Annotated in this window: 12 protein-coding genes and 2 tRNA genes; 13 read left to right on the top strand and 1 reads right to left on the bottom strand. The window is 45.2% G+C overall.

The features are described from left to right. Window positions 1–11: 11 nt before the first annotated feature. Window positions 12–308, bottom strand: a complete 297-nt coding sequence (gene yhbY, locus R2S67_RS10500; protein ID WP_005380066.1) for a ribosome assembly RNA-binding protein YhbY — start codon at window positions 306–308, stop codon at window positions 12–14. 138 nt (window positions 309–446) lie between these two features. Between yhbY and rlmE the strand changes: the two genes are divergently transcribed. The 13 genes from rlmE (at window position 447) to rpsO (ending at window position 13,004) form a co-directional block, all read left to right on the top strand. Then, window positions 447–1,076, top strand: a complete 630-nt coding sequence (gene rlmE, locus R2S67_RS10495) for a 23S rRNA (uridine(2552)-2'-O)-methyltransferase RlmE (protein ID WP_005388985.1) — start codon at window positions 447–449, stop codon at window positions 1,074–1,076. Between the two features lie 108 nt (window positions 1,077–1,184). After that, window positions 1,185–3,158 carry an ATP-dependent zinc metalloprotease FtsH gene (gene ftsH / locus R2S67_RS10490; RefSeq protein WP_053809231.1) on the top strand — a complete coding sequence of 658 codons (1,974 nt, stop codon included), beginning with the start codon at window positions 1,185–1,187 and terminating at the stop codon, window positions 3,156–3,158. Between the two features lie 52 nt (window positions 3,159–3,210). Further along, entirely contained in the window at window positions 3,211–4,041 is an 831-nt protein-coding gene (gene folP, locus R2S67_RS10485; RefSeq protein ID WP_317344171.1) for a dihydropteroate synthase, read from the top strand. 19 nt (window positions 4,042–4,060) lie between these two features. Beyond that, window positions 4,061–5,401: a phosphoglucosamine mutase gene (gene glmM / locus R2S67_RS10480; RefSeq protein ID WP_005394663.1), complete on the top strand. Its 1,341-nt coding sequence runs from the start codon at window positions 4,061–4,063 to the stop codon at window positions 5,399–5,401. Between the two features lie 221 nt (window positions 5,402–5,622). Next, the gene (secG, locus tag R2S67_RS10475) at window positions 5,623–5,961 is read left to right on the top strand and encodes a preprotein translocase subunit SecG (RefSeq protein ID WP_005380080.1); all 339 of its coding nucleotides are present in this window, start codon (window positions 5,623–5,625) and stop codon (window positions 5,959–5,961) included. Window positions 5,962–5,977: 16 nt separating this feature from the next. Next, window positions 5,978–6,061: transfer RNA gene (locus R2S67_RS10470), tRNA-Leu, on the top strand. A gap of 56 nt (window positions 6,062–6,117) precedes the next feature. Beyond that, window positions 6,118–6,194, top strand: a tRNA-Met gene (locus R2S67_RS10465). Window positions 6,195–6,419: 225 nt separating this feature from the next. Beyond that, on the top strand, window positions 6,420–6,875 hold the full coding sequence (gene rimP, locus R2S67_RS10460; protein ID WP_005394659.1) for a ribosome maturation factor RimP: 456 nt from the start codon (window positions 6,420–6,422) through the stop codon (window positions 6,873–6,875). A 36-nt stretch (window positions 6,876–6,911) separates the two neighbouring features. Continuing rightward, complete coding sequence (nusA, locus tag R2S67_RS10455) at window positions 6,912–8,399, top strand: transcription termination factor NusA (protein ID WP_005380084.1); 1,488 nt, start codon at window positions 6,912–6,914, stop codon at window positions 8,397–8,399. 22 nt (window positions 8,400–8,421) lie between these two features. Next, window positions 8,422–11,130, top strand: coding sequence for a translation initiation factor IF-2 (infB, locus tag R2S67_RS10450; protein WP_012841448.1), 2,709 nt, complete (start codon window positions 8,422–8,424; stop codon window positions 11,128–11,130). A gap of 114 nt (window positions 11,131–11,244) precedes the next feature. Further along, complete coding sequence (gene rbfA, locus R2S67_RS10445) at window positions 11,245–11,640, top strand: 30S ribosome-binding factor RbfA (RefSeq protein ID WP_005394657.1); 396 nt, start codon at window positions 11,245–11,247, stop codon at window positions 11,638–11,640. Continuing rightward, window positions 11,640–12,593 (top strand): tRNA pseudouridine(55) synthase TruB, encoded by a 954-nt coding sequence (gene truB, locus R2S67_RS10440; RefSeq protein ID WP_317343716.1) that lies wholly within the window; start codon window positions 11,640–11,642, stop codon window positions 12,591–12,593. Before rbfA ends, truB begins: the two co-directional genes overlap by 1 nt. Window positions 12,594–12,734: 141 nt before the next feature. After that, window positions 12,735–13,004, top strand: a complete 270-nt coding sequence (gene rpsO, locus R2S67_RS10435) for a 30S ribosomal protein S15 (RefSeq protein ID WP_005380094.1) — start codon at window positions 12,735–12,737, stop codon at window positions 13,002–13,004. Window positions 13,005–13,143: the final 139 nt, after the last annotated feature.

Raw genomic sequence — 13,143 nt, 5'->3', positions numbered from 1 at the left:
CGTAAGTAGAATTACTTACGAGGGATTTCGATTTTACGCTCTTCAGACTGGCGGTATAGCACAAGCACTTTACCAATAGTCTGAACTTTTTCTGCGCCCGTCTCACGTACGATAGCGTCGATGATTAGCTGTTTTGTTTCACGATCTTCTGAAGCAACTTTTACTTTGATCAGTTCGTGATGGTTAAGAGCGATTTCAATTTCTGCTAGCACGGCTTCTGTAAGTCCATTTGCGCCCATTAGCACGACAGGTTTTAAACTGTGAGCTAGGCCTTTAAGGTGCTGCTTTTGTTTGGTGCTTAGGTTCATTACGCGGCCAATTTTCTTTAAAATAAGGGTTGAAAAAAGCTATTTTAACGCCATCTATTGCTGAAGACTATAATTTATTGAGTAATAGGTAGCGCCTATTAAAACAATAGCTCCAATTTGCGCCTTGTTGGGATTAAAATGAGTAAACAAAAACATTCGGCTAGTTCTGGTCGTTGGTTGAAAGAACACTTTGATGATAAATACGCGAATGAGGCTCGTAAAAAAGGCTATCGCTCACGTGCTTATTTCAAGATCGATGAGATTCAAACGAAAGATAAATTGTTAAAGCCTGGGATGACAGTCGTCGATTTGGGTGCGGCACCGGGCGGGTGGTCTCAATATGCTGCTAAGATAGTAGGAGACAGTGGTCAGATCATTGCGTGTGATTTGCTTCCTATGGACCCGATTGCGGGTGTCAGCTTTTTACAAGGCGACTTTCGCGATGATGCTGTATTGGAAGCTTTGCTAGAAAGAATCCAACCTTCAATGGTAGACGTAGTAATGTCTGACATGGCACCTAATATTGCGGGAAATAACTCTGTTGACCAACCTCGTGCTATGTATTTAGTTGAATTGGCTTTAGATATGTGTCGACAAGTTCTAGCGCCTAATGGTAGCTTTGTCGTAAAGGTTTTCCAGGGGGAAGGCTTCGATCAGTATGTGAAAGAAGTCCGAGACATGTTTAAAGCCGTAAAAATTAGAAAACCAGACTCATCGCGAGCTCGCTCTCGAGAAGTCTTTGTTGTAGCCACTGGTTACAAAGGTTAACCATTTTGCTCTCTTGAGAGCGTGTTAACACTATAGCTACAGTGAATGAACTGTAGTACCCTACCTTTAATTACAATTAGTTATCGAGAGGCTTACACCTTGAGTGACATGGCAAAAAATTTAATTCTGTGGCTTGTTATCGCCGTCGTATTGATGTCGGTATTCCAGAGCTTTGGCCCTGGAGAAAGCAATGGCAGAACCGTGGATTACACCACGTTTGTACAGGAAGTTGGCCAAGGCCAGATTCAAGAAGCAACTTTTAAAGACGGTGAAATTAGCTTTGTTCGTCGTGGCGGCGGTGCCAAAATGGTCACTTACATGCCAGTGTATGACCAAAAGCTTCTAGATGACCTAATTAACCAAAACGTGAAAGTACAGGGCACGCCTCCAGAAGAGCAAAGCTTGCTTGGTACTATTTTCATTTCTTGGTTCCCAATGATCTTACTGATTGGTGTATGGATTTTCTTCATGCGTCAAATGCAAGGCGGCGGCGGTAAAGGCGCTATGTCTTTTGGTAAGAGCAAAGCTCGAATGATGAGCGAAGAACAAATCAAGACAACTTTTGCTGACGTTGCTGGTTGTGACGAAGCAAAAGAAGACGTGAAAGAGCTGGTGGACTACTTGCGTGATCCAAGCCGCTTCCAAAAACTGGGCGGTAAGATTCCTACTGGTGTGTTAATGGTTGGTCCTCCTGGTACTGGTAAAACGCTTCTAGCGAAAGCCATTGCTGGTGAAGCAAAAGTACCGTTTTTTACCATCTCGGGTTCAGATTTTGTAGAAATGTTTGTGGGTGTCGGTGCATCTCGTGTACGTGACATGTTCGAACAAGCTAAGAAAGCAGCGCCTTGTATTATCTTCATCGATGAAATCGATGCGGTAGGTCGTCAGCGTGGTGCTGGTGTTGGTGGTGGTCACGATGAACGTGAGCAAACACTAAACCAAATGCTAGTAGAGATGGATGGTTTCGAAGGTAACGAAGGTATCATCGTAATCGCTGCAACTAACCGTCCAGACGTTCTTGACCCAGCGTTGCTACGTCCTGGTCGTTTTGACCGCCAAGTAGTGGTTGGATTGCCAGATGTACGTGGTCGTGAGCAGATTCTAAAAGTACACATGCGTAAAGTCCCTCTAGCAGGTGACGTAGAGCCTTCTCTAATCGCTCGTGGTACACCAGGCTTTTCTGGTGCTGATTTAGCAAACCTAGTCAACGAAGCGGCGCTATTTGCTGCGCGTGGTAACAAGCGTAACGTTTCTATGGTTGAATTCGAATTAGCGAAAGACAAAATCATGATGGGTGCCGAGCGCCGTTCAATGGTGATGTCTGAAGAGACAAAAGAGTCAACGGCTTATCACGAAGCGGGTCACGCAATTGTTGGTCGTTTAGTACCTGAGCACGATCCAGTGTACAAGGTGTCGATCATTCCACGCGGCCGCGCGTTGGGTGTTACTATGTACCTACCAGAGCAAGACCGTGTCAGCATGTCTCGCCAGCACCTAGAGTCTATGATCTCTAGCTTGTATGGTGGTCGTCTAGCGGAAGAACTCATCTACGGTGCTGATAAAGTCTCAACAGGCGCGTCAAACGATATTGAACGTGCAACTGATATTGCTCGTAAGATGGTGACTCAATGGGGTTTCTCTGAAAAGCTTGGTCCTCTACTGTATGCAGAAGATGAAGGTGAGGTGTTCCTTGGTCGTAGCGTGACTCAGACTAAGCATGTATCTGACGATACGGCGAAGCTGATTGATGATGAAGTTCGTCAGATCATTGACCGCAACTATGACCGTGCGAAGAAGATTCTTCAAGAAAACATGGATATCATGCATGCGATGAAAGATGCGCTGATGAAGTATGAAACCATTGATGCTCGTCAAATTGATGATTTAATGGAGCGCAAAGCTGAAATTCGTGAGCCTGCGGGTTGGAGTGATAACTCAACTGGCAAGTCTGAAGACAGCGAGAAGCCTCAAGCAAAGCCAGAAGTTAAAGAAGAAGCAACGGACGCTGCGAAAGATGCAGAAAAGTCTAGCTCTTCAGAAGCGACTTCTAGCGAAGCGCCCGAAAAGAAAGACTCTGAATAAAGAGTGTTGATAATAATAAACCCCGAGTTATCTCGGGGTTTTTGTGTTTATGATGATGATTACAGCAAATAACAAATCTTTAGATCTTTCCCGTCCACATGTTATGGCCATTCTAAATGTGACTCCGGATTCCTTTTCGGATGGTGGTAAATACAACTCGATTGAACTCGCCCTTGCTCAAGTTGATAAAATGATAAAGGCTGGTGTAAGCATTGTTGATGTCGGTGGGGAGTCGACAAGGCCTGGCGCGCCAGATGTGTCTTTAGAAGAAGAACTTCGACGTGTTGTCCCAGTAATCAAGGCCATTCGTGAAAAGTACGATGTGTGGATTTCGGTCGATACCAGTAAAGCGGAAGTTATGCGCCAAGCTATTGATGCTGGTGCAGATTTGATCAATGACATTCGATCTTTGCAAGAACCTGGTGCTCTCGAAATCGCAGCAGAAGCAAAGCTTCCAATTTGTCTGATGCATATGAAAGGTCAACCTAGAACCATGCAAGTTGCACCTCATTATGATGATGTGATGAGCGACGTATCTGCCTTTCTAGAAGAACGTATCGCGGCATGTGAAGCAGCAGGGATTGATAAATCTCAACTGATTCTCGATCCTGGGTTTGGCTTTGGCAAAACGATAGAACACAATTATCATATGCTCGCTCATCTTGAAAAGTTTCATGAATTCGGCCTGCCAATTTTGGCTGGCATGTCTCGTAAATCAATGATTTTTAAATTGTTGGATAAGCCAGCGGCTGAATGTACAAATGCGAGTGTCGTTTGCGCTACGATTGCAGCAATGAAAGGCGCGCAGATCATTCGTGTGCATGACTTTGAAGAGACAATCGAAGCAATGAAAGTTGTTGAGATGACGAAAAACAATATTTAAAAATAATAAAGGAAAGTTTATGTCGAATAAAAGACGTTACTTTGGTACTGACGGTGTGCGCGGTAAAGTAGGACAATACCCAATCACTCCGGACTTCGTACTTAAGCTTGGCTGGGCTGCTGGTCGTGTACTAGCAAAACAAGGCACAAAGAAAGTTATTATAGGTAAAGATACGCGTATCTCCGGTTATATGCTTGAATCTGCATTAGAAGCAGGCCTTGCGGCAGCGGGACTTAAAGCAACATTTACTGGTCCAATGCCAACTCCAGCAGTGGCATATTTAACTCAAACTTTCCGCGCAGAGGCGGGGATTGTGATTTCTGCATCGCATAACCCATATTACGACAACGGCATTAAATTCTTTTCTTCTGAAGGTACTAAGCTACCTGACGATATAGAGTTGGCGATTGAAGCTGAACTGGATAAAGACATTGAATGTGTTGAGTCTGCAGAACTTGGTAAAGCCACTCGTCTAAATGACGCTGCTGGCCGTTACATCGAATTCTGTAAGAGTACTTTCCCATCTGAATTGAGTCTTGCAAACTTTAAAATCGTGGTAGATTGTGCGCACGGTGCAACGTACCACATTGCTCCAAATGTCTTCAAAGAGCTTGGCGCAGAAGTTATTGCAATGGGCGTAGAGCCTAACGGCATCAACATCAATGAAGAAGTGGGTGCAACAGATGTTCGTGCGCTTCAAAAGCGTGTCGTTGAAGAGCAAGCGCACCTTGGCCTCGCATTTGATGGTGATGGTGACCGTATCATTATGGTTGACCACCTTGGCAACAAAGTCGATGGCGACCAAATTGCTTACATTATTGCTCGTGATGCTCTTCGTCGTGGTGAGTTAAAGGGGGGGGTAGTTGGTACGTTGATGACTAACTTGGGCATGGAAAATGGTTTAAAGCAGCTAGGCATTCCATTCGTACGTGCCGCTGTTGGTGACCGTTATGTCATGGAACAGCTGCTAGAAAAAGGCTGGAAAATTGGTGCTGAAAACTCAGGCCATGTGATCTTATTAGATAAAGTCACCACGGGCGATGCGATTGTTGCAGCACTGCAAGTGCTTGCTTCTGTAGTTGGCAGTGATATGTCTTTGCATGAGCTATCGCAAGGCATGACTTTGTATCCTCAGGTTCTAGAAAATGTCCGCTTTGCAGGGGAAAGTAATCCTCTTGAAGCTCAAGCAGTACTAAACGCCGTTGCCGAAGTAGAAGCGACGCTGGGTGATAAAGGACGTGTATTGCTGCGTAAATCTGGCACAGAGCCTTTGATTCGCGTTATGGTGGAAGGTGAGGATGGCGAGCTAGTTCAAAGCTCTGCACTGAAAATTGCCGAAGCTGTAAAAGCAAGTTGTTAATCATTGCGTTAAAGTGTGCGGTGAATGAAAAGGGCATCTTTTGCCCTTTTTTTGAGCGCTTAGCGCATTGGCATTGATTTTTTACTAATTTTCCCTTGTCAGCGTTACCGGCTTTCGCTAGTATTGCTCCGCCTCCCGTTAGGAGGTCGCTAGCCTTGTTCAATTATGATTTATTCTCTTGAACGGCGCTGGCTCAACAATTTGGAACATAGGTGGAAAAAATGTTTTCAGTTCTACTTGTGATTTACCTGTTGGCAGCGCTTGGTGTGATTGGCCTTGTGTTGATTCAACAAGGTAAAGGCGCAGATATGGGAGCCTCGTTCGGTGCTGGTGCTTCAAACACAGTGTTTGGTGCTGGCGGCTCAGGTAATTTCTTAACCCGAACAACTGCTATTTTAGCAACCGTATTCTTTATCGTTAGCTTGTTGCTTGGTCGTATGTCTACGCACCAGACTGAATCACAATGGGTAGACCCAACATTAGGTCAACCAGTTGTTGAACAAGTTAAGGATGCAGCGAGTGAAGTTCCAGCCCCTGCGGGTGATGAAATTCCTCAATAAGCTGTAAGGTTTTGATGCCGAGATGGTGAAATTGGTAGACACGCTAGCATGAGGTGCTAGTGCCTTAGGTGTGAGGGTTCGAGTCCCTCTCTCGGCACCATGTATTTACAAACTTGTAAATCACTTGTTTGCGAGTATAATGCTCAGCAAGTCGGACGCGGGGTGGAGCAGCTTGGTAGCTCGTCGGGCTCATAACCCGAAGGTCGTCGGTTCAAATCCGGCCCCCGCAACCAATCTCTTTCTTTAAGAAGAAATCGTAGATTGGCAAGTTTGCGTAGTGCTAACCACACTACGAGTTAAGAGAAGCATTTGTTGGCTATTCTTAACGTATCAGGGTCCAGCAGCATAAAACCCCGACTATCGGGGTTTTTTGTTATCTGAGCTTTTTGAAATAGCTCAGAGACTGCTTGGTTTTTTGATTGGGCTCTGAGCCCTTTTTTTGTTTCTGGAGTGGTTAAATGACTGGTTTAGAAAGACAACTTACTGAAATGCTTGAAGCACCAGTAGAGGCATCAGGCTATGAGTTGGTTGGATTAGAATTCATTCGTGCAGGCGCGCACTCAACGTTACGCATCTACATTGACCATGAAAATGGTATTAACGTGGACGACTGTGCAGAAGTTAGCCACCAAGTTAGTGCGGTTTTAGACGTTGAAGATCCAATTTCTGTTGCTTACAGCCTAGAAGTGTCTTCTCCAGGTTTAGAAAGACCACTTTTTAAAGCAGCACATTACGAGCAATTTATTGGTCACGAGGTCAGCATCGTATTGAAAATGGCTGTAGCAAACCGTCGTAAGTGGAAAGGTATTATCCACGGCGTTGATGGCGAAACAGTGACAATTACTGTAGACGGTCAGCAAGAAGAGTTTGCTCTAAGTAACATTTCCAAAGCTAACCTGATCCCTAAATTTTAGTTCCCTAAAAAAGTTTAAGCTTAGAGGCTAAATACAATGAGTAAAGAAATTTTAGCGGTAGCAGAAGCGGTATCGAACGAAAAAGCGGTACCTCGTGAGCGTATCTTTGAGGCTCTTGAGATTGCTCTAGCAACTTCTACAAAGAAAAAATACGAAATCGAAATCGACGTACGTGTTGCCATTGACCGTAAAACTGGTGAGTTTGTGACTTACCGTCGTTGGTTAGTTGTTGATGATGTTGAGAACCCTACAAAAGAGATCTCACTAGAAGCAGCACAGTACGAAGATGACTCAATCGAGCTTGGCGACTACGTAGAAGACGAAATCGAATCAGTAACGTTTGACCGTATTACGACTCAAACGGCTAAGCAAGTTATCGTACAAAAAGTTCGTGAAGCTGAACGTGCACAAATCGTTGAGCAGTTCATCGACAATGAAGGCGATCTAATCACTGGCGTTGTGAAAAAAGTAAACCGTGACACAATCGTACTTGACCTTGGTAACAACGCTGAAGCGGTAATCCTACGTGATGACCAACTTCCTCGTGAAAACTTCCGTCCAGGCGACCGCGTTCGTGGTCTTCTTTACAAAGTCGCGCCAGAAGCACGTGGTTTCCAACTGTTCATCACTCGTTCTAAGCCTGAAATGCTAGCAGAACTATTCCGTGTTGAAGTGCCTGAAATCGCTGAAGATATTATCGAGTTGAAAGGCGCAGCACGTGATCCTGGTTCTCGCGCTAAGATCGCTGTCAAAACAAATGACAAACGTATCGACCCTGTAGGTGCGTGTGTTGGTATGCGTGGTGCACGTGTACAAGCTGTTTCTGGCGAACTTGGTGGTGAGCGTATCGATATTGTGCTTTGGGATGATAACCCAGCTCAATTCGTTATCAACGCAATGGCGCCAGCTGATGTTGCTTCTATCATCGTTGATGAGGATGCACACTCAATGGACATCGCAGTTGAAGCTGACAACCTAGCGCAAGCTATCGGTCGTAACGGTCAAAACGTGCGTCTAGCATCTCAACTAACAGGTTGGGAACTGAATGTTATGACAGTTGCTGATCTTCAGAAGAAACACGCTGAAGAATCACAAGCATCTATTGAAAACTTCATGAAGTACCTAGATATTGAAGAAGACTTCGCTCAACTTCTTGTTGAAGAAGGTTTCTCAACGCTAGAAGAAATCGCATACGTGCCAGTTAACGAGCTACTAGAAATCGATGGTTTGAATGAAGAACTAATCGAAGAGCTTCGTGGACGTGCAAAAGATGCACTAACGACGATCGCACTAGCACAAGAAGAGTCTTTTGAAGGTCTAGAACCGGCTGAAGATCTGCTTGCACTTGAAGGTCTTGAGCGTGAGATGGCATTTAAATTGGCAGCGAAAGGTGTAGCGACACTGGAAGATCTTGCTGACCAAGGTATTGACGATTTAGAAGGTATCGAAGGCCTGACCGAAGAACGTGCAGGTGAGCTAATTATGGCCGCACGTAACATCTGTTGGTTCGGCGAAGAAGCATAATTTTCGGCAAGGAGGAAGCGGCATGACACAATTAACAGTTAAAGCACTGAGTGATGAGATTGGTACGCCAGTCGACCGCTTGATTGAACAACTTGCTGACGCTGGCATTAAAAAGGCGAGCTCTGACAATGTTACTGATGAAGAGAAGCAGAAGCTTCTCTCTCATTTAAAGAAAGAACACGGTGATAAATCAGGTGATTCAGAGCCGACTCGCCTTACGCTTCAGCGTAAAACTCGTAGTACACTTAGTGTGAACGCGGGTGGTGGCAAGAGTAAGAATGTTCAGGTTGAGGTGCGCAAAAAACGTACATACGTGAAGCGCAGCACAATTGAAGATGAAGCGAAACGTGAAGCTGAAGAAGCAGCACAACGTGAAGCAGAAGAAGCAGCAAAACGTGCAGCAGAAGAAGCTGCAAAACGTGAAGCTGAAGAAGCTGCAAAACGTGAAGCTGAAGAAGCTGCAAAACGTGAAGCGGAAGAAAAAGCGAAACGTGAAGCTGAAGAAAAAGCGAAGCGAGACGTAGATACGAATGCACAACGCAATGCTGAAGAAAAAGCAAAGCGTGATGCTGAAGAGAAAATTAAGCAAGAAGCAGCGCGAAAAGAGGCCGACGAGCTTAAACGTCGTCAGGAAGAAGAAGCTAAGCGTAAGGCTGAAGAGGAAAGTCAGCGCAAGCTTGAAGAAGCTCGCGAATTGGCTGAAAAGAATAAAGAGCGTTGGTCTGCTGCAGAAGAGAAAAAGGGTGATATGGAAGATACAGATTACCATGTAACGACTTCACAATACGCACGTGAAGCCGAAGATGAAGCAGATCGCAAAGTAGAGAGCGGTCGTCGTAAGAAGAAAAAAGCTTCAGGTAAAGACGACCAAGCTCGCGGTGGCCGTAACAACCAACGTGGCGGTAGAGGTCGTAAAGGCAAACTTGCTAAACCGACTTCAATGCAGCATGGCTTTGATAAGTCAGCAACGGTTGCTAAGCAAGACGTTGTAATTGGCGAAACGATCGTTCTATCAGAACTTGCTAACAAGATGTCGGTTAAAGCGACAGAAGTTATCAAAGTAATGATGAAGATGGGCGCTATGGCGACTATCAACCAAGTGATCGACCAAGAAACAGCACAACTTGTTGCTGAAGAAATGGGCCATAAAGTAGTTCTTCGTAAAGAGAACGAACTGGAAGAAGCGGTACTATCTGACCGTGACACTAACGCGGAAGCAGTTCCACGTGCTCCAGTTGTTACTATCATGGGTCACGTTGACCACGGTAAAACGTCAACACTTGACTACATCCGTCGCACACACGTTGCTTCTGGCGAAGCGGGTGGTATTACTCAGCACATTGGTGCGTACCACGTTGAAACAGACAACGGCATGATCACGTTCCTTGATACTCCTGGACACGCAGCGTTTACTGCAATGCGTGCTCGTGGTGCTCAAGCGACAGATATCGTTGTTCTTGTAGTTGCAGCAGACGATGGCGTAATGCCACAAACAGTAGAAGCGATTCAGCACGCGAAAGCGGCAGGCGTTCCTCTAATTGTTGCTGTGAACAAGATCGATAAAGAAGACGCGAACCCAGATAACGTTAAGAACGAGCTTGCTCAATACGACGTTATTCCTGAAGAGTGGGGCGGTGAGAACATGTTCGTTCACATCTCTGCTAAACAGGGTACAAACATCGATGGTCTTCTAGAAGCAATCCTTCTTCAGTCTGAAGTTCTTGAACTTACAGCTGTAGCTGAAGGCATGGCATCTGGTGTTGTTGTTGAATCTCGCCTAGATAAAGGTCGTGGTCCAGTTGCAACAGTACTTGTTCAATCAGGTACACTAAACAAAGGCGACATCGTTCTTTGTGGTCAAGAATACGGCCGTGTTCGTGCAATGCGTGATGAGCTAGGTAAAGAAATTACTTCGGCTGGCCCATCTATCCCTGTAGAGATCCTAGGTCTTTCAGGTGTACCATCTTCAGGTGATGAAGCAACAGTAGTTCGTGACGAGCGTAAAGCGCGTGAAGTAGCTAACTACCGTGCTGGTAAGTTCCGTGAAGTGAAACTTGCTCGTCAGCAGAAATCTAAACTAGAGAACATGTTCTCTAACATGACTGCTGGTGAAGTTGCTGAACTTAACGTTGTACTGAAAGCAGACGTTCAAGGTTCTGTAGAAGCAATCGCAGACTCACTAGTTAAGCTATCTACTGACGAAGTTAAAGTGAACATCGTTGGTTCTGGTGTTGGTGGTATTACGGAAACTGACGTAGTACTAGCGGAAGCTTCAAACGCTATCATCCTTGGCTTTAACGTTCGTGCAGATGCTTCTGCTCGCCGTGCTGTTGAAGCCGCAGCTGTTGACTTACGTTACTACTCAATCATTTACCAATTGATTGACGAAGTGAAACAAGCAATGGGTGGTATGCTTGCTCCAGAATTCAAGCAAGAGATCATTGGTCTTGCTGAAGTTCGTGACGTGTTTAAGTCACCGAAACTGGGCGCTATCGCTGGTTGTATGGTTACAGAAGGTGTGATCAAGCGTAACAACCCAATCCGTGTATTACGTGATAACGTTGTTATTTACGAAGGTGAACTAGAGTCACTACGTCGTTTCAAAGATGACGTTCAAGAAGTTAAGAATGGCTACGAATGTGGTATCGGCGTTAAGAACTACAATGATGTTCGCGTTGGTGACCAAATCGAAGTCTTCGAAATCGTTGAAATTAAACGTACTCTAGACTAATTGACTAAAATTACTAATATTGTCTTTGAAAGATAAGTAGTAATTGGTTGTTGAATACACCATGGGGGGCTGGCTTTGACCAACCCCCCATTCTTTCTATATAAGAGTAAAGATATGTCAAAAGAATTTAGCCGCACGCAGCGCGTTGCACAGCAGCTGCAAAAAGAACTAGCGATGATCCTTCAACGTGAAGTTCGTGACTCTCGCCTTGGCATGGTGACGATCTCAGACGTAGAAGTTTCTCGTGACCTTGCTTACGCAAAAGTATTTGTAACCTTCCTATGTGTGGGTGAGCAAACACCAGAATCATGTCTAGCTGCACTACGCGAGCACGAAGTGCACATTCGCATGATGTTAGGTAAGCGCATTCGCCTACGTCTAACTCCAGAAATCCGCTTCCATTATGACAATACGCTTGTTGAAGGTATGCGTATGTCTAACCTAGTGTCTGAAGTGGTAAGCTCAGACAAGAAAAAGCAAAAAGATTCTGGTCGTGAGGACGAAGAATAATGGCTCGTCGTCGTAAAGGTCGTCCAATTAATGGCGTTATACTGTTGGATAAACCAACAGGTATCTCTTCCAATGATGCACTGCAAAAAGTAAAGCGAATCTACTTTGCTGAGAAAGCAGGCCACACTGGTGCCTTGGACCCATTAGCGACAGGCATGCTGCCAATTTGCTTGGGTGAAGCGACGAAGTTTTCTCAGTTTCTTCTAGATTCTGATAAACGCTACCGTGTGATCGCAAAGCTTGGTGAACGTACCAACACGTCTGACTCGGATGGTGAAGTCGTAGAGACACGTCCAATCGATGTTACGTTAGACAAGCTAGAAGCGTGCATTGAGAAGTTCCGTGGCGAATCAGATCAAGTACCTTCCATGTTTTCAGCGTTGAAATATCAAGGGAAACCCTTGTATGAATACGCTCGCAAAGGCATCGAAGTTCCGCGTGAATCTCGTAAGATCACGGTATACGAGATTGTTCTTCACCGTTTTGAAGGCGATGAAGTCGAGATGGAAGTTCATTGCTCAAAAGGCACCTACATTCGTACCATCGTGGATGACCTAGGCGAAATGTTAGGTTGTGGTGCGCACGTAACTATGCTTCGACGCACTGGTGTTGCGAAATACCCTTACGAGAAGATGGTGACACTTGAGCAACTGAATGAGTTACTAGAGCAAGCACACCGTGAAGAACGCGCTCCTCGAGAACTACTGTATCCATTGCTGTTACCAATGGATACAGCGGTAGAAGACTTACCAGAAGTCAACTTAGTGCCTGAACTGGCGGATATGGTTCAGCATGGGCAACCTGTTCAAGTATTTGGTGCGCCTACCGAAGGCTCACTTCGCCTTACCATGGGTGAAGAGCGTTTGTTTATTGGCGTAGGCGAAATGAACGAGGATGGCAAAATTGCTCCTAAGCGATTGGTCGTGTTCCGAGATGACGTCGCATCCAAGTAAATGATTGAAAATACCGACCTGAGTGTCGGTATTTTTATATTGCACGAGATAGGAAATTTCCCTATAATCCGCGCTTCGCGTAGCGGCTGAATCAGAGATTGGCTGCTACAACTTTAAACCTACTCTTATTAGGAGAGAATTATGTCTCTGAATGCAGAAACTAAAGCAGCAATCGTTGCAGAATACGCACAAGGCGAAGGCGACACTGGTTCACCAGAAGTTCAAGTAGCTCTACTTACAGCTTCTATCAACCACCTACAAGGTCACTTCAAAGCGCACAAAGGCGATCACCACAGCCGTCGTGGTCTTCTACGCATGGTTTCTCGTCGTCGTAAGCTTCTAGATTACCTAAAAGGTAAAAACCTAGCTCGCTACCAAGACCTAATCAAACGTCTAGGCCTACGTCGCTAATCAGCGACTGCATAGCAGTTTGTCTAAAAAGGGGCTTTATGCCCCTTTTTTGTTGCCTAAATTTAGCCAAATTAGACTTATGCCGTTATAATACTGGCGGCTAAACCTCGTAAGAGGTTTTCTCAAAAGCTCATAGCAT

It is taken from the genome of Vibrio sp. T13N (assembly GCF_032970445.1).
Classification (GTDB): Bacteria; Pseudomonadota; Gammaproteobacteria; order Enterobacterales; family Vibrionaceae; genus Vibrio; species Vibrio diabolicus.
The sequence above is the reverse complement of the archived record's forward strand: the minus strand, read 5'-3'. Positions and strand labels throughout refer to the sequence as shown.